Here is a 17,973-nt window from a genome sequence, read left to right on the forward strand (position 1 = left end):
CGTTACATCAAACGTTGGTAGAGATCACGGTAGGCTTGTGCTGCCACCTGCCAGCTAAAGTCCATCGCCATTGCCTGGCGCTGAACATAGCGCCAGAGCGAAGGACGGGACCACAACACAAACGCGCGCCGGATAGCCCGAAGCAGTGACCAGGCGTTGGCATCTTCAAAACTGAATCCACTGGCGATGCCGTCGGCCAGATTCTCCAGTGAGCTGTCATTCACGGTATCGGCCAGCCCGCCGGTGCGGCGTACTAACGGCAACGTACCATACTTGAGGCCATAAAGTTGTGTCAGACCGCAGGGCTCAAAGCGACTCGGCACCACAATCACGTCCGCGCCGCCGACAATGCGGTGTGAGAACGCTTCGTGATAGCCGATCTGCACGCCGACGCTGCCCGGATGCTCTGCCGCCGCCGCCAGGAAGCCCTGCTGCAGTTCAGCATCGCCCTGGCCCAGCAGCACCAGTTGACCGCCCTGCGCCAGCAAGCCGGGCAGCGCCTCCAGCACCAGGTCCAGCCCTTTCTGTTTGGTCAGACGGCTGATCACGCAGAACACCGGCGCTTTATCATCCACCTTCAGACCCATCGCCACTTGCAGCTGGCGTTTGTTCTCCGCTTTCGCTTCCAGCGTGTCGCGGTTATAACGCGCGCTGAGCAGCAGATCGTGCGCCGGATCCCAGATAGAGGGATCAACGCCGTTGAGAATGCCGCTGAGACGGCCTTCACGCATCCGCTGTGCCAGCAGGGTTTCCATGCCGTAAGCATATTCGGCAGAGGTAATTTCATGGGCGTAAGTCGGGCTGACCGCCGTGATATGGTCGGCGTAAAAAAGTCCCGCTTTCAGGAAGGAGATCTGACCGAAAAACTCCAGCCCGTGCATGTTAAAGAACGACCATGGCAGGCCAATCTCTTCCATGTGGTGCGCCATGAACAGCCCCTGATACGCCAGGTTGTGCACGGTGAAGACCGATTTAGCCGGACGACCACGCGCTTCCAGATAGGCGCAGGTCAGGCCTGCGTGCCAGTCATGGGCATGCACAATATCGGGACGCCACATCGCGTCCATGCCGCACGCCAGTTCACAGCCAACCCAGCCCAGCAGCGCAAAGCGCAGATAGTTGTCGACATACGCAAACTGCGATTCGTCATGGTAGGGACTACCCGGACGATCGTAGAGGCCGGGAGCATCAATCAAGTAGATGCCCACACCGTTAAATTCACCAAATAGCAGACGTACATGACCGGCAAATGTTTCTCGCTCTGTCACGACCTGGAGATCAGGTATGCCTTTGCGCAATGCGGGAAAAGCGGGCAGTAGTACCCGCGTATCCGTGCCGCCCGCAATTTGTGCCTGAGGTAATGCCCCGACTACATCAGCCAGTCCGCCCGTTTTTAGCAGCGGGAAAAGTTCCGAACAGACATGTAAAACCTGCATCCTCGACCTCATTAAGTTATCCGACACGCTCCGCGTGCCGATTGCGTAAGTTTCGCTTATCGCTTACAGCCCCGCTTTGGCCAGCCTGGCCAGCATGGCGCGGGTTACCAGTACGATGCCTTCATCCGAACGGTGAAACCGGCGACTGTCTTCATCCGGGTTTTCGCCAATGACCATGCCTTCCGGTAACTCGCAGGCACGATCAATGACGCAGCGACGCAGACGACACGATCGGCCCACTACCACATCAGGCAGCAGTACAGTTGAATCTATATTGCAAAAAGAGTTAACGCGTACCCGCGGGAACAGCACCGAATTGACCACCACTGAACCGGAGATGATGCAGCCCCCCGAGACCAGCGAGTTCATGGTCATCCCGTGACTGCCGGAACGATCCTGAACAAATTTGGCAGGCGGCAGCGGCTCCATGTGGGTACGAATCGGCCAGGTGACGTCATACATATCGAGTTCAGGCATCACCGATGCCAGGTCGAGATTGGCGCGCCAGTAGGCTTCCAGCGTCCCGACGTCGCGCCAGTAAGGCGGCGCATTGTCATCGTTCTGTACGCAGGAGAGCGCAAAGGAGTGCGCATAGCCTTCGCCGCTTGCCACGATTTTCGGCAGGATATCTTTGCCGAAGTCGTGGTTAGAGCCTGGCGTCTGCAGATCCTCTTCCAGCAGTTCATAGAGATAGTCTGCGTTGAAAACGTAGATCCCCATGCTGGCGAGCGCCTGAGTGTCATCACCCGGCATGGTGGGCGGTTTCGCGGGTTTCTCCACGAAGTCGATCACCATGTTCTCTTCGTCCACCGCCATCACGCCAAACGCCGTGGCTTCATGCACCGGCACCGGTAAACAGGCGATGGTACATTTCGCCTCGTTGACCACGTGATCCAGCAGCATGCGTGAATAATCCATCTTATAAATGTGGTCCCCGGCAAGGATCACGATGTACTGCGCCTGATAGCGGCGAATCACATCAAGGTTTTGCGTCACGGCATCGGCCGTCCCGCGATACCACTGTTCGGTCGAAAATCGCTGCTGCGCTGGCAGCAAATCGACAAACTCATTCATCTCTTCATTGAAGATCGACCAGCCACGCTGGATGTGCTGAGTCAGGGTATGAGACTGATACTGAGTAATCACGCCAATCCGTCGGATACCGGAGTTGACGCAGTTGGAGAGGGCAAAGTCGATAATGCGGAACTTGCCGCCGAAATGCACCGCCGGTTTGGCACGTTTGGCCGTTAAGTCGACCAGGCGCGTGCCGCGTCCGCCAGCGAGGATCAGAGCAACCGTCTGTGTAGGGAGCTGGCGGGCCAGCATCAGGTGATCTGTTCTATCTAACTTAACCATGTCTGACTCCTTATGATTGCTTTTGGAACACGCACACACCGTGTGCGGGACCATGCCAGACAGTTAGCAGGATGGGGTTGTCGTCCCCGGCGAAAGGAGGAAGGGCGCGCCATTCTCCGTCTGGTAACACGATGTCATTCACCGTATCCGTGGCGTTTATTGTTATTAACCAGCGGCCGGACAGCAGGATCTGCAATCTGTGCATCCCCTGTGCCCATTCATCGTGTTGCAGTGGCTGGCCACCGGCATTGAGCCACTGCACATTGCCGTCACCGTCCTGCCACCAGCGATCTGCGGTCAGCGCCGGAATGCGCTGGCGCAGCTCGATCAGTGCAGCGGTGAATCCGACTAATCCCTTCTCATCCGCCTGCCAGTCAAGCCAGCTCAGGGCGTTGTCCTGACAGTAAGCGTTGTTATTGCCGCGCTGGGTGTGGCCGCGCTCATCGCCTGCCAGCAGCATCGGCGTGCCCTGTGACAACAGCAGCGTCGTCAGCAGTGCCCGCACGCTGCGACGGCGACGTTCAATCACGTCGAAGCTGACGTTCAGCCCCTCTTTGCCGTGGTTGTGGCTGTAGTTATCGCCGTGACCATCACGGTTATCTTCCCCGTTCGCTTCGTTGTGTTTACGTTCGAAGCTCACCACATCCCATAGCGTAAAGCCGTCATGGGCGGTGATCAGGTTAACCGTGGCGTGTGGCGACCGGTCATCATGCTGGTAGAGATCGCTGGAGGCGGCAAAGCGACGGACGAACTCGCCGTTGCTTATGTCGCCGTGCAGCCAGTAACGACGCGCGGTGTCGCGAAACTGATCGTTCCATTCGGCAAACGGCGGCGGAAAACGGCCAACCTGATAGCCGTCAGGGCCGATATCCCAGGGTTCAGCAATCAGCTTGACCTGAGAGAGCAGCGGACAGGCGCGTATTGCCGCAAAAAATGGCGCATCACGCTGGTAATCCGGTGTGCGGCCCAGCACCGGCGCGAGGTCAAAGCGGAAGCCGTCGACGTGGCAGACACGCACCCAGTAGCGCAGCGCCTCTAAAGCCCACGTCATCACCTGCGGATGATGGATATTCAGCGTGTTGCCGCAGCCGGTCCAGTTCTGATAATCGCCCTGCTCATCGAGCCAGTAGTAGCTGGCGTTGTCGATGCCGCGCATGGAGATTGTCGGGCCAATCTCATCCAGTTCAGCGGTGTGGTTGAACACCACATCCAGCAGCACTTCGATACCCGCGGCGTGCAGGTTTTTGACCGCCTGCTGAAACTCCTGCAACGGCGTCACGTCCGGCTGACCGGAGGCGTAACGGGGATCCACCGCCCAGAGCGCAAAGGGGTTATAGCCCCAGTAGTTGCTGAGGCCGAGCTGCAGCAGTCGCGGCTCGCTGGCGAAGTGCGCCACCGGCAGCAGCTCAAGGGTGGTAATCCCCAGACTGCGCAGGTAATTCACCATAACAGGATGACCGAGCGCCGCGTAAGTCCCGCGCAGCGTTTCCGGAATTTCCGGATGCTGCTGCGTCAGGCCGCGCACGTGGGCTTCGTAAATCACCGTGTTACCCCAGGGAATACCCGGTGCGACGTCGTCCTGCCAGTCAAAATCCTCCGCGACGACCCGTGACTTCGGCGCAATCGCCGCGTTGTCATGCGGATCGGGCTGCGCCTCGCCGCCATGAAACAGCGGGTCATCCGGTACATCGCCCTCAACCGCGCGGGCGCAGGGGTCAACCAGCAGCTTCGCCGGATTAAAACGGTGTCCCTGCTGCGGGGCCCAGGGACCATGCACCCGGTAGCCGTAGCGCTGTCCTGGCTTCAACGCCGGAACATAACCATGCCAGATATCCCCGCTGCGGCCAGGCAGGTCAAGACGCTGTTCTGCACCCTGCTCATCAAACAGGCAGAGCTCTACGCGCCCGGCATGCTGTGAGAACAGGGTGAAGTTAACGCCTTTGCCGTCGTAACTGGCACCCAGCGGTTCGGGATCTCCGGCAGTGATGGTCATTCAGCCTCCCGCACCAGCCATACCGTTGCCAGCGGCGGCAGATTGAGACTCAGCGACTGCGGTCGCCCGTGGCTCTCCTGCTCATCGGTATGCACCCGATGGTTGCGCACGTCGCTGCCGTGATACTCATGCTGATCGGTATTCAGCACTTCACGCCAGTAGCCAGGCTGGTTAACGCCAAAGCGATAGCCCGGACGCGGCACCGGCGTAAAGTTACTGACCACGATCACTTCGTTGCCTTCACGGTCACGACGGACAAAGGCGAAGACGGAGTGTTCCGCATCGTTTACCACCAGCCACTCAAAGCCTGTCGGATCGAAGTCGAGCTGATGCAGCGGCGTGTAGTACTGATAGGTGTGGTTGAGATCGCGCACCAGACGGTGAACGCCGTGGTGCCAGTTGTCGTCCCCTTCCAGCAGATGCCAGTCAAGGCTGACGTCGTGGTTCCACTCGCGACCCTGGGCAAATTCATTGCCCATAAACAGCAGTTTCTTGCCGGGGAAGCCCCACATCCAGCCGTAGTAAGCACGCAGGTTGGCGAACTTCTGCCATGCATCGCCCGGCATACGATCGAGAATCGAGCGCTTACCGTGCACCACTTCGTCATGCGACAGCGGCAGCACAAAGTTTTCGGTGTAGTTGTACATCATGCCGAAGCTCATCAGATCGTGATGGTGCTTACGGTAGATGGGATCGACCTTCATGTAGTCGAGTGTGTCGTGCATCCAGCCCAGATTCCATTTGAACCAGAAACCCAGCCCGCCGTCTTCGGTGGGACGCGTCACGCCAGGATAGTCTGTCGACTCTTCGGCCATGGTCACCGAACCGGATGCCACGGTGCCGAGCGTACGGTTGGTGTGACGCAGAAACTCAATCGCTTCCAGGTTCTCACGGCCGCCATACTGATTCGGCACCCATTCCCCTTCGCTGCGGCTGTAGTCGCGGTAGATCATCGACGCCACCGCATCCACACGCAGGCCATCAATGCCAAAGCGCTCCGTCCAGTAGAGCGCGTTGCCCGACAGGTAGTTGCTCACTTCACGGCGACCAAAGTTGTAGATCAGGGTATTCCAGTCCTGGTGAAAGCCTTCACGCGGGTCGCTGTGCTCATAGAGCTCGGTGCCGTCGTACCTTGCCAGACCGAAATCGTCGCTGGGGAAGTGGCCCGGCACCCAGTCGAGCAGCACGTTGAGGCCCGCTTCATGGGCGGCGTCAATGAAGGCGCGGAACTCGTCACGGGTACCAAAACGTCGGGTCGGCGCATACATGCCCAGCGGCTGATAGCCCCAGCTGCCATCAAACGGATGTTCGTTGATCGGCAGCAGTTCGATATGGGTAAAGCCCATCTCTTTGACGTAGGGCACCAGCTGTTCAGCCAGCTCTTTGTAGCTCAGCCAGAAGTTGTTGTCGGTGTGACGACGCCAGGAGCCCAGATGCACTTCATAGATGGAGATCGGCGCGTCGAAGGCGTTGGCCGCCTTGCGCTCCGCTTTCATCTCAACCGGCTCTGGCAGACCACAGATCATCGACGCAGTTTGCGGACGCATCTGCGCCTCAAAGGCGTACGGGTCCGCTTTGATGCGCAGTTCGCCATTGGCGTCGATGATTTCATACTTGTAGAGCTGGCCGTTGACCGCGCCCGGTACAAACAGCTCCCAGATGCCCAGCTCCTGACGCAGACGCATCGGATGACGGCGGCCATCCCAGAAGTTGAAATCGCCAACCACTGACACGCGACGGGCGTTGGGTGCCCAGACGCAGAAGCGGGTGCCGAAGACGCCATCGATGACGTCGCCGTGCGCGCCCAGCGTCTCATAAGGGCGCAGGTGTGTCCCTTCCGCCAGCAGCCACAGATCCATCTCCTGCAGCAGCGGGCCAAAGCGATAGGCATCGTCTATCAGGTTTTGCTGGCCGTGCCAGTTCACCGCCAGCTGATAGCGGAACGGGTTTTTGCGGCGTGGAATAACGCCACTGAAGAAGCCACGTGCATCTTCACACACCAGCTGAGCCAGTTTGCGCCCGGTGGAGGTTTCAATGACCCACACTTCAAGCGCTTCGGGGAGCAATGCCCTGACTTCAAGGCCTTGCTGAGTTCGGTGCATCCCTAGTAACGAAAAAGGGTCGGCATAATTACCCGCAAACAGGGCATTGATCGCATCGCGATCGGGAAGCTCTGACATGACTTTCTTCCTGTGATAATTGGCAGCCGAAATGAACGCGACACAGCCTGTCGCGGTTCACCTGCGCTGCTCTTCATTGAGCCATACGTACAACGACAAAGAAGTCAGGCCATTCCGTGGGAAAAGTGTTTTTGCCGTGTACCACAACCATTTAATCCGGAAAGCACAAGAGTTACCTGTGGCACATCATGGTTAAATCATAGCTTGGTCACGGCACTTGCCATGGACTAAAGCAAAATAATCTTTACCGACCGGCAAAAAAGGGAAGTTGATCACTGAGTAAGCGAAACGGCAGATTGTTTCGTGTACGACAAAAACAAAAAAGGCCGGATAAATCCGGCCTTTGGCGATGTTTTCTGTTTAGCTGGTTAACAACCGCAGCATGCGACGTAGCGGTTCGGCTGCGCCCCATAACAGCTGGTCGCCCACTGTGAAGGCAGAGAGATATTCCGGCCCCATATTCAGTTTACGCAACCGGCCAACCGGCGTGGTCAGCGTACCGGTGACAGCGGCAGGCGTCAGTTCACGCATCGTCAGTTCGCGGTCATTCGGCACCACTTTGACCCACTCATTGTGAGAGGCTAGCATCTGCTCAATTTCAGCCAGCGGCAGGTCGCGTTTCAGCTTCAGCGTAAAGGCCTGGCTGTGGCAGCGCAGTGCCCCGACGCGCACGCACAATCCATCCACCGGAATGACGTTACGGGTGGCGAGGATCTTGTTGGTCTCCGCCTGGCCTTTCCACTCTTCGCGGCTCTGACCGTTTTCCAGCTGTTTGTCGATCCACGGGATCAGACTGCCCGCCAGCGGCACACCGAAGTTATCGGTCGGCAGGGTGCCGGAACGGGTGAAGTCGGTCACGCTACGCTCGATGTCGAGGATGGCGGAGGCTGGGTTCTGCAGCGCAGGCGCAACGTGATCGTGCAGCATGCCCATCTGGGTCAGCAGTTCACGCATGTGGCGCGCACCGCCGCCAGAGGCCGCCTGATAGGTGGCAACCGAAGCCCACTCCACCAGGTCCTGAGCAAACAGGCCGCCCAGCGACATCAGCATCAGGCTGACGGTACAGTTACCGCCGACAAAGGTTTTGATCCCACTGTCGATGCCCTGGCGAATCACCGCATGGTTGACCGGATCGAGGATGATGATGGCATCATCTTTCATGCGCAGCGTGGAGGCCGCATCAATCCAGTATCCCTGCCAGCCGCTGGCGCGCAGCTTTGGATAGACGTCACTGGTGTAGTCGCCGCCCTGGCAGGTAATAATGATATCCAGCGCCCGCAGCGCCTCAATATCAAACGCATCCTGCAGTGTGCCCTGCTGTTTGCCCGCAAATGCGGGTGCCGCCTGACCATGCTGCGACGTCGAGAAGAAGACCGGATTGATTGCATCAAAATCACGCTCTTCACTCATGCGGGACATCAGCACAGAGCCGACCATACCGCGCCAACCAACAAAACCTACATTCTTCATGTCGTGTCCGTCTAAGGCAGTTACACCTGCTTTTCATTTCAGAGGAGAGAGCGGCGTGCTATTTTCACGCCGCTCTGCGTAATAATAAGATTTACCTGTGTCCCTTCACTCTACAAAATGCAGGCCGGGTAGCAAGTGAATTAATTCGATTACGCTAACTTTTTCAGCAGCGTAACTAATAACTCCGCTTTTTCGTGAACAACATGGCGTAAAACCGATGACTGAAATGATTTCAGCGACAATATTATTGTTGTTAATTATGGATCCGCTGGGCAATCTGCCGATTTTTATGTCGGTTTTAAAGCATCTGGAGCCGAAACGGCGGCGAGTGGTGCTGATCCGTGAAATGTTGATTGCCCTGATCATCATGCTGCTGTTCCTGTTTACCGGTGAACGCATCCTGGCATTTTTGAATCTGCGTACTGAAACGGTGTCGATTTCCGGCGGGATCATCCTGTTTCTTATCGCCATTAAGATGATTTTCCCGTCGGCGGAAAGCAGCAGTTCTGGTTTACCGGCGGGTGAAGAGCCCTTCCTGGTGCCGCTGGCGATCCCACTGGTGGCCGGGCCATCGCTGCTGGCGACGCTGATGCTGCTGTCGCATCAATATCCGCATCAGATGTCGCACCTGGTCGGCGCGCTGCTGATCGCCTGGGGCGTGACGGTGGGTATTCTTCTGATGTCAGGTCTGTTCCTGCGTCTGCTGGGTGATAAAGGGGTCAATGCGCTGGAGCGGCTGATGGGATTGATTCTGATTATGCTGGCAACTCAGATGTTCCTGGACGGCATTCGGGCTTATCTGAAGCTGTAGGAGAGTGTCTGCGCTTCCCATGAAGACAGGGAAGCGCAGAACCGACGTAATTAAGAGAGTAGTGTGAAGGCGATCATCCCCACCACCGCACCAACGGTGCCGAGAATGGTTTCCATCAGCGTCCAGGTTTTCAGCGTTTCCGCTTCGCTGGCCCCGGTGAAGCGACCAAACAGCCAGAAACCGGCATCGTTCACATGGCTGATAATGATTGAGCCACCGCCGATGCAGATCGACAGCGCCGCCAGCTGAGCACCGCTGTAGTGCAACGGTTCAATCACCGGCATGATTAAGCCTACCGTGGTCAGACAGGCGACCGTTGCCGATCCCTGAATCACCCGCACCGCACCTGACAGGATAAAGCAGGCCAGCGCAATTGGCAGTCCTGCGCCGGTCAGCGCATTGCCCAGCACCGGACCCACGCCGGAGTCCACCAGCACCTGCTTAAACACGCCGCCCGCGCCAATCACCAGCAGGATAATACCGGCCGGTTGCAGCGCGCTGCCGCACACCTGCATTACCCGCTCTTTATCCATACCCTGACGGTAAGCCAGGCCATAAATCGCCACCAGCAGCGCCAGCAGGATTGCGGTGAAAGGATGGCCGATAAATTCCAGCCACTCATACAGGGTGGTGCCTTCGGTCGTGAAGCGTGCGCCGATGGTTTTCAGGCCAACCAGCACCAGCGGAAACAGAATCAGTGAGAGGCTGAAGCCAAACGACGGCAGCTTGCTCTCATCGACATCCGGTTGATGATCTTCCGGCGGCGCGCTGAACGAGACGTGGTTGCCAATGAAGTTGCCAAACAGTGGCCCGGCAATCAGCATGCCCGGGATCGCCGCACAGAGACCCAGCAGGATCATCCAGCCAAAATCTGCGTGCATCTGCGAAGCCAGCAGCATCGGGGCCGGTCCGGGCAGCAGAAACGCCGCCGCTGCGGCCACACCAGCAAACAGCGGGATCACCAGCTTCACCAGATTGCCGCCGGTACGCCGTGCCACCGCAAAAGCGATACTGATCAACAGCACGACTGCCACCTCAAAGAAGAGCGGCAGCGCGCAGATCAGACCGGCAATGCCCATCGCGTAATGGGCACGGCTCTGACCAAAGGTTTTCAGCATCCGGATGGCGATCTGATCAACTGCGCCGGTTTCATGCAGGATTTTGCCGAACATCGCGCCCAGCGCGACCACAATCGCGAGGAAGCCGAGCGTGCCGCCCATCCCCTTCTGCATGGTTTCAGCGATTTGATTCAGTGGCATGCCGGAGAACAGCCCGGCACCGATGGACACTAACATCAATGCGACGAAGGCGTGCATACGGGCCTTCATCACCAGGAAAAGCAGCAGCAGGACGGAGCCCGCTGCGGTCAAAACGAGTGTTGCGGTATTCATCTCTAACCCTGGCTGATAGCGTCCTGGATAGTCGCAACCGTAGCCGCCACCACATCGTCCAGTGAATGCGCGATATCCACCACCAGTACATCCGACTCGTCCCGCCCTGGCTCTTCCAGCGTCGCAAACTGCGTCACCAGCATCTGCGGCTTGAAGAAGTGGCCTTTACGCGCTTTCAGGCGGGCTTCGATGGTGTCGAAGTCGCCCTTCAGGTAGACGAAACGCAGGTTGTCATTTCCCTGACGCAGGATGTCGCGATAACTTTTCTTCAGTGCTGAACAGACAATGATGGAAATCGCCTGGGTGCGCTGCATGGCAAACGCGGCGTCGTTCAGTGCCTGTAACCACGGCTGGCGATCGTTGTCATCCAGCGGATGACCATCGGCCATCTTCAGGATGTTGGCGCGGGGGTGGAGAAAATCACCGTCAAGAAAGGCTGTATTCAGCTGGTGAGAGACCTGATTGGCGACGGCAGACTTTCCGCTGCCTGAAACGCCCATCAGGATAAAAACGTGATGCGACGGGGATTGCGTTGTCATTTTTCTGCTCCGGCAGGTGAGAATTTGCCAATGTTACCGATAACAATGTCGTTTCTCATTCTCCTGGCCGCTTTACAGCCTGGCAACCTTTTTACCAGGAAATGCATGAAAGTGTGAGCTGACTCATAAAAACGCCACAATCAGATGCTGCCACCTTCACTGATCTCAAAACCGACATCCAGCGGCTGGCAGGTGCTGGTTTCTCCGGCAATGCGCGCCAGCAGCAGCGCCGCAGCTTCACGCCCCATGCGGTCGCGTGGCGTCAGCACTGTTGCCAGTTGTGGCGTGACAACCTGACTGATGTCATGGCCGTGGAAACCGGCTATCGCCATCTGAGAGGGCACCTGCAATCCCTGGCGCTGGCACTCAAACATCGCGCCGACCGCCAGGTCGTCATTGGTACAGAACAGGCTATCTGTTTCAGGGTAAAGGCGCTGCGCCTCACGCAGCAGATCACAACCGGCGCTGAATGAAGAGGCATCTTCCATCATCACACTGCGTGGCGTCAGCCCCGCTTCGCGCATCGCGATTTCGTAACCGCGCTGCTTCTGCAGCGTACGTTCATCCAGGCGTGCGCCAAGGTAGACGGTATGGCGATGACCTTTGCTGAGGATCGCCTGCGTCATCTGCCGGGCCGCTTCAACGTTATCGAAGCCTACCGCCATATCCAGGCAGGGCGTGACGCTGTCCATCACCTCAATCACCGGGATACCGGCCACTTCCAGCATGCGCAGCGTGCCTGGTGTATGGGTGCGTTCGGTGAGGATAACCCCATCAATGTTCCAGCCCAGCAGCGAGCGCAGTTGCAGCTCCTCTTTTTGCGGGTTGTAACCAAAGTGGGCGACCAGCGTCTGATAGTTGGCTTCGTCAGTGACGGCTTCGATGCCGCGCAATACGTCAGCAAAAACCTGGTTTGTGAGTGACGGCAGCAGTACGCCAATGGCGCGGCTGGTGGCGTTAGAAAGCATATCGGGGGCGCGATTGGGGATATAACCCAGCTCATCCAGTGCCACCGCGATCTTATCCCGCAGGGCAACGGAGACCTGCTCTGGATTACGCAGGTAACGGCTGACGGTCATTTTAGTAATGCCGACGCGATCGGCAACGTCCTGTAATACCGGTCTTTTCTTCTTCATCGTAGCGCCTGGGATCGCCCTTAAAGCTAAAGTACGATGAGTCTATCACTTTTCTGTCACAAAATTGCCAACCGGGCGCGACGATGCGCGCCCGTTATCTGCTTAGACCGGTGGCAGATCAAACAGCAGGACTTCTGCAGCCGAGCTGGCTTCAATGGTCAGCGCGCTTTCGTCCCAGATCGCCAGAGCATCGCTGGTGGTGATCGCGTTGCCGTTAACGGTAACATCACCTTTCACCACCTGAATCCAGATACGACGTCCCGCATCAATCGCGACGTTGTCCTGTTCGCCGGCAGTCATTACCCAGCGCGATAAGGTCATGTCCTGAAAGACTTTCAGCGATCCTTCACGGGCATCCGGGCTTAACACCAGCTGACGCCCCTGCACATCCGGGAAGCGGCGCTGATCGTAGCGCGGCTCGATACCGGTACGCTCAGGAATGATCCAGATCTGATAAAGGTGCAGCGGCTCGCTTTCGCTGGCGTTGTACTCAGAGTGACGTACGCCGGTGCCGGCGCTCATAATCTGGAACTCCCCTGCCGGGATCTGCTCTTTGTTGCCCATGCTGTCCTGATGCTCAACCGTACCAGAGAGCACGTAGGTCAGGATTTCCATATCTTTGTGGGGATGGGTACCAAATCCCTGACCGCCATCAATCACATCTTCATTGATGACCCGCAGCGCGGAGAAACCCATAAAGTTCGCATCGTGATAGCTGGCGAAAGAGAAAGTGTGCCAGCTATCCAGCCAGCCATGGTTTGCGTGACCGCGTTCTTCAGCTTTGCGTACATAGATCATGTTCAAATCTCCTCAATGTTTTTTATAGTCTGTCCCTGAGGGGGTCTGATTGATAGCTGAAAAACTTCACGCCTCTGTTCAAAATAGTTGAATGAGCATTGAGCAGTGGCTGAAAAGCACTGAAGAAGGGCAGGCAAAAAAAAAGCCAGCGGATAAGCTGGCTAAATAATACTGGAAGCAATGTGAGCAATGTCGTGCTTTCTCAGGCTGTCGGGCGACCTCCCGAGAATGCATGACAATAATAATCATTATCATTCGCGTCTGTAAAGTCATTTTCACATTTTTTACCCTGATTAACGCGGTGAATACCTTGATGTTTAAAGGGTTTTAATGCTGTGGCGGGTTTTAAATCGCGTCACAGCGTATTTTAACTCTGATCCCCTGAATGCAAAAAAGGCCCCTTCCGGGGTAATGCTGATCAGTTAAGATTAGATTTGTAAAGGCTGTCACGGTCAAACGTGGCGGCTTTTTTTGCGGGCGGGCCAGCCGCAGGGCGGGCCGGTGCCGGGCAGGGGCAGGCAATCCGCAGCGCTGAACAGAATGAGTCTGCCAGGAGAGCCCGCAGGACGCGGGCGAAAGGCGGGGCGGCACAGGATGTGCCATCCCCGGCGGTCCGTCAGGCAGAGGAATGACGTGAAGGAACCGCGCAGCGGCGCGAGGACCGCCAGCCCCTGCCCGGCACCAGACTGCGTTATCACCTGTCGCTTAACTGACTGGCATTACCCTTCCGGGGCCCTTTCTGATTGCTGACTCTGTCTGACACGGTTCACTGTTAAACCGTGCCTGCGCAAACAACACAGTAAAATCTCAATAACCCGCACTCAAATCATCGATGCTGCGCGGATCGGAAGCGCCATAGAGCATGCCATCCGGCCCAATCATGATGCTCTGCGTACTGCCCATCGACGGAAGTACCTTCACATGCTGACCTTTGGTTTCCAGCAGACGCAGCGTATCGGGGCTGAAGCCCTTCTCCACTCGCAGCTGATCCGGCAGCCACTGATGATGGAAGCGCGGCGCATTGGTGGCTTCCGCCACGTTCATCCCGAAATCGATGCTGTTAACCACCATCTGCAACACCGTGGTGATAATGCGGCTGCCGCCAGGACTGCCGGTCACCAGCCAGGTTTTGCCCCCTTTGGCGACGATGGTCGGCGACATCGATGACAACGGACGTTTCGCCGGTTGCACCGCATTCGCTTCCCCGCCGACCAGTCCGTAGACATTGGGCGTGCCTGGCTTGGCTGAGAAGTCATCCATCTCGTTATTCATCAGGATGCCGCTGTTGCCCGCCACAATTCCGCTGCCGAAATAGGTGTTAAGCGTATAAGTCACCGCGACCGCATTCCCCTGCTTATCCACCACCGAGAAATGGGTAGTCTGATTACTTTCATAAGGTTCGAGCTTGCCCGGTTTGATCTCGCTGGAGGGCCGCGCCTTCGCCACATCGATCTGCTGCGCCAGGGTTTTGGCATAGGCTTTACTGGTCAGCGCCTGCCACGGCACCTTCACGAAATCGGGATCGCCGAGATATTCCGAACGGTCCGCGTAGGCATATTTCTCCGCTTCCGCCATCACCTGCATGGCATCAGCACTGCCAAAGCCCATCTTTGCCAGATCGAAGTTCTCCAGGATATTCAGAATCTGCACGATGTGGATGCCACCGGATGACGGCGGCGGCATTGAGAAGACTTCATAGCCACGGTATGTCCCGCTAATTGGCTTACGCTCGACCGCACGATAGGCCGCCAGGTCAGCTTTGTTGATCAGCCCGCCATGCTGCGCCATCTCTCCGGCAATCTCATCCGCGATTTCACCTTTATAAAAAGCATCCGGCCCCTGACGGGCAATCAGTTGCAGGCTGTGAGCGAGGTTCTTCTGCACCAGCCTATCGCCCTTCTGCCACGGCGTACCGTCCGGTTTGTAGAAAATCGCTTTGCTGTTGGGATGGGTGATCAGCACTTCTTTGCCGTAGGTCTTCAGGTCATCCGCCAGCGCATCGTTGACCGGAATACCGTCACGCGCCAGTTTGATCGCCGGTGCCAGCAGCGTGCTCAGCGGCAGAGTGCCATATTTCTGCGCAGCCAGCGCCAGTCCGGCTACGGTGCCCGGCGTGCCTGAGGCGAGATGTGATGTCAGCGACAGCTTGCTGTCAGCGTTGCCCTGCTTATCCAGGAACATGTCACGCGACGCGTGTCCCGGTGCCATTTCACGGAAATCGATAGCCGTGGCGCGGCCAGAGGCAGTGCGCAGCAGCATAAAACCACCGCCGCCGAGATTGCCCGCCTGCGGATGGGTCACGGCCAGCGCAAAGCCTACCGCCACCGCGGCATCCACCGCATTACCGCCCTGACGCAGGATCTCGACGCCAACCTGCGTCGCCATCGCATCCACTGACGCTACCATGCCGTGCTGCGCTTTTACCGGGTGAAAAGTGTCACTGTCCACACCGTAGGAGACCGGAGGAGCCTGCGTTGGCGCGGCGTTAGCGCCTGCCACTACGGTGAAACTCATCACCAGCGACCAGCTAAGCTGACGCATTGTTTGCTGCATTTTCATCCTGCCACCATCCCATATTGTTATTTACATTTTTTTATCATTTCTGCAAGTGCCTACAAATACAGCAAAATAACCGGGGTTAAGTCAAATCAGGAATAGATCGGAAAGTAAGGTCTGTGATATCGGGTAAACTTATGGCTACGACCCTGATATCGGTGTACGCCGTTGTGCACCCAAAACCCTGTCGCTTTAAGGAAGGAGGAGTGATGAAAAAGTGGATGATTATTCTGGCCGCTCTGCTGCCTTTCGCCAGTCAGGCGAACACGCTTAACAGCACTAACGATCCGAATAAACCTGGCTATAACCCCAGCCAGCAGCGGATGCAGTCGCAGATGCAGACCCAGCAGCAGCAGCAACAGCTGAAGCTGCGCCAGGATCAGCAGCGTCAGACGCAGGACACGCAGCGTAAAATGCAGGAGCAGCGGAACAGCGCCCAGCAGCGGGTGATTACCACGCAGCCGGGCCAGCAGAATCAGAATCTAAACCAGAACTAATGAAAATCGGGGCCGATGATGTCGATGGCATCAGTACAGATGGCATCGACGCCCCATTTCAGCAATTCCCGCGCCCGATCCGGGCTGTTCACGGTATAAACCAGAATCTTCAGGCCTGCGGCTTTCAGTTCGGTGACCCGCTCAGCGGTCAGCACCTTATGATTAAGGTGAATTGAGACGCACGCCAGCGCAGCTGTTTTCTCCTGCCACTGCGGGTCCCAGCTGTGCGACAGCAGGCCACGCGGCAACTGCGGCTCTGCCTTCATCGCGGCTTCCAGCGCCTCAAAAGAGAACGAAGAGAGCAACGGTGCGACCTGATCCTGCCACAGTATCGCGGCAGCCTGCGCCACGGCGCGTCCGGTTTCAGCGTCGCTGCCGGTGGTCGGTTTGATTTCGATGTTCGCCATCATCTGATGCTGACGGCAGCGTGCCGCCACCTGATCGAGCCGCGCCAGCTTTTCACCGGTAAATGCGTTGCCAAACCAGCTGCCCGCATCAAGCTGCGACAGCTTCTCCCAAGGCAGCTGACCCGCCACGCCCCAGCCGTTGCTGGTGCGATCGAGCGTGTCGTCATGCAGCAGGAAGATCTGCGCATCGGCCGATAATTTGGCATCAAATTCAATCATCTGATGACCATATTTCGCGCCAGTGTCGATCGCCGCCAGCGTATTTTCCGGTGCCAGTTTACCGCCGCCGCGATGGGCGACGATGTGGGGATAGGGCCAGTGTTGTGTGCTCATTCCAGACGCTTTCCATGGGTTGAATCGAAGAAGTGTAACGCATCTGACGGCAGATGCAGCCACAGCGTACTGCCTGGCTGCGGGCGTTCACTGTGGGCTAAGCGTACCACCAGTGGCGTGTCACCGATGCGGCCATGTGCCAGATTATCAGCCCCCAGCATCTCCAGCGTATCGACCCGCAGCGGCACGCCGCCCTGCTCGCGGCTACTGAGCCGGATGTGCTCTGGCCGGATACCCAGCACCACCGGCCGGTTAGCCCATTTCGCTTTACTGTCGCTGAGCGGCAGAGCGTGCGAGGCGTCGAGGTCAAAGCGTGATCCATCGCTGCTGAACTGTCCTTTCAGTAAATTCATGGCGGGCGCGCCAATAAACGAGGCAACGAACTGGCTGGCGGGACGCTCATACACCTCGACCGGCGTGCCGAGCTGCTCGACCACCCCTTTGTTCATCACCATCACCCGCTGCGCCAGCGTCATCGCCTCCACCTGATCGTGGGTGACATAGAGGCTGGTGGTCTGTAAGCGGCGATGCAGCTGCTGCAGTTCCAGCCGCATCTGCACCCGCAGACGGGCATCAAGGTTGGAGAGTGGCTCATCAAACAGAAAGACCGCCGGTTCACGCACGATCGCGCGGCCCATCGCCACGCGCTGCCGCTGTCCGCCGGAGAGTTCGCGAGGCCGACGCATCAGCAGGTGATCCAGCTCCAGACTGCGCGCCGCGTCGAGCACCCGCTGGCGAACCTGCTCTTTGCCCATGCCACGGATTTTCAGGCCATAGGCCATGTTCTCTTCCACTGACATATGGGGATAGAGCGCGTAGTTCTGGAACACCATTGCAATCCCGCGATCTTTTGGCTCTTCCTGAGTAACGCGCCGGTCGTCGATATAGATATCGCCGGAGCTGACGCGCTCCAGTCCGGCCACCATGCGCAGCAGGGTCGATTTACCGCAGCCGGATGGCCCGACCATCACCATAAATTCGCCGTCATTGATGGTGACATTCAGCGGCTGGATGATCTGATTTTTGCCATCGTAGGATTTGGTTACTGCCTGAAGGGTTACGCCTGCCAT

General features: G+C 57.6%; 14 protein-coding genes. 2 read left to right on the top strand and 12 right to left on the bottom strand.

What is annotated here, in order from left to right:
- Positions 1–2: 2 nt before the first annotated feature.
- The 5 genes from glgA to asd all read right to left on the bottom strand — a co-directional run bounded on the left by glgA (position 3) and on the right by asd (position 8,435).
- Positions 3–1,436, bottom strand: a complete 1,434-nt coding sequence (gene glgA / locus LC417_RS18420) for a glycogen synthase GlgA (protein ID WP_010253243.1) — start codon at positions 1,434–1,436, stop codon at positions 3–5.
- A gap of 63 nt (positions 1,437–1,499) precedes the next feature.
- Positions 1,500–2,792 carry a glucose-1-phosphate adenylyltransferase gene (gene glgC / locus LC417_RS18425; protein ID WP_010253246.1) on the bottom strand — a complete coding sequence of 431 codons (1,293 nt, stop codon included), beginning with the start codon at positions 2,790–2,792 and terminating at the stop codon, positions 1,500–1,502.
- Positions 2,793–2,802: 10 nt separating this feature from the next.
- Positions 2,803–4,785: a glycogen debranching protein GlgX gene (gene glgX, locus LC417_RS18430; RefSeq protein ID WP_157353901.1), complete on the bottom strand. Its 1,983-nt coding sequence runs from the start codon at positions 4,783–4,785 to the stop codon at positions 2,803–2,805.
- The gene (glgB, locus tag LC417_RS18435; RefSeq protein WP_033759036.1) at positions 4,782–6,965 is read right to left on the bottom strand and encodes a 1,4-alpha-glucan branching enzyme; all 2,184 of its coding nucleotides are present in this window, start codon (positions 6,963–6,965) and stop codon (positions 4,782–4,784) included. Before glgB ends, glgX begins: the two co-directional genes overlap by 4 nt.
- Positions 6,966–7,325: 360 nt before the next feature.
- A complete protein-coding gene (asd, locus tag LC417_RS18440) occupies positions 7,326–8,435 on the bottom strand; it encodes an aspartate-semialdehyde dehydrogenase (protein WP_187512159.1) in 1,110 nt (369 codons plus the stop codon).
- Positions 8,436–8,652: 217 nt separating this feature from the next.
- Between asd and LC417_RS18445 the strand changes: the two genes are divergently transcribed.
- Complete coding sequence (locus LC417_RS18445; RefSeq protein ID WP_003853054.1) at positions 8,653–9,246, top strand: YhgN family NAAT transporter; 594 nt, start codon at positions 8,653–8,655, stop codon at positions 9,244–9,246.
- Positions 9,247–9,296: 50 nt separating this feature from the next.
- Here the strand turns inward: LC417_RS18445 and gntU are convergent, their stop codons facing one another.
- The 5 genes from gntU to ggt all read right to left on the bottom strand — a co-directional run bounded on the left by gntU (position 9,297) and on the right by ggt (position 15,663).
- Positions 9,297–10,637, bottom strand: coding sequence for a gluconate transporter (gene gntU / locus LC417_RS18450; protein ID WP_010253270.1), 1,341 nt, complete (start codon positions 10,635–10,637; stop codon positions 9,297–9,299).
- A gap of 2 nt (positions 10,638–10,639) precedes the next feature.
- Complete coding sequence (gene gntK / locus LC417_RS18455; protein ID WP_010671537.1) at positions 10,640–11,176, bottom strand: gluconokinase; 537 nt, start codon at positions 11,174–11,176, stop codon at positions 10,640–10,642.
- A 140-nt stretch (positions 11,177–11,316) separates the two neighbouring features.
- Positions 11,317–12,312 carry a gluconate operon transcriptional repressor GntR gene (gene gntR, locus LC417_RS18460; RefSeq protein WP_010253274.1) on the bottom strand — a complete coding sequence of 332 codons (996 nt, stop codon included), beginning with the start codon at positions 12,310–12,312 and terminating at the stop codon, positions 11,317–11,319.
- Positions 12,313–12,414: 102 nt separating this feature from the next.
- Positions 12,415–13,110 (bottom strand): pirin family protein, encoded by a 696-nt coding sequence (locus tag LC417_RS18465; protein ID WP_010253276.1) that lies wholly within the window; start codon positions 13,108–13,110, stop codon positions 12,415–12,417.
- Positions 13,111–13,917: 807 nt separating this feature from the next.
- Positions 13,918–15,663 carry a gamma-glutamyltransferase gene (gene ggt, locus LC417_RS18470; RefSeq protein ID WP_374197802.1) on the bottom strand — a complete coding sequence of 582 codons (1,746 nt, stop codon included), beginning with the start codon at positions 15,661–15,663 and terminating at the stop codon, positions 13,918–13,920.
- A gap of 212 nt (positions 15,664–15,875) precedes the next feature.
- On the opposite strand from ggt, the gene LC417_RS18475 reads away from it, so the two are divergent.
- Positions 15,876–16,163: a DUF2756 domain-containing protein gene (locus tag LC417_RS18475; RefSeq protein WP_022624015.1), complete on the top strand. Its 288-nt coding sequence runs from the start codon at positions 15,876–15,878 to the stop codon at positions 16,161–16,163.
- Here LC417_RS18475 and ugpQ read toward each other — a convergent pair.
- Together ugpQ and LC417_RS18485 are read right to left on the bottom strand one after the other, a co-directional pair.
- Complete coding sequence (gene ugpQ / locus LC417_RS18480) at positions 16,160–16,903, bottom strand: glycerophosphodiester phosphodiesterase (protein ID WP_010671531.1); 744 nt, start codon at positions 16,901–16,903, stop codon at positions 16,160–16,162. The genes LC417_RS18475 and ugpQ overlap by 4 nt on opposite strands.
- Entirely contained in the window at positions 16,900–17,973 is a 1,074-nt protein-coding gene (locus LC417_RS18485) for a sn-glycerol-3-phosphate import ATP-binding protein UgpC (protein ID WP_010253289.1), read from the bottom strand. The genes ugpQ and LC417_RS18485 overlap by 4 nt, the downstream gene beginning before the upstream one ends.

Source organism: Pantoea sp. OVA07A, assembly GCF_019969975.1.
GTDB classification, from domain to species: domain Bacteria; phylum Pseudomonadota; class Gammaproteobacteria; order Enterobacterales; family Enterobacteriaceae; genus Pantoea; species Pantoea agglomerans.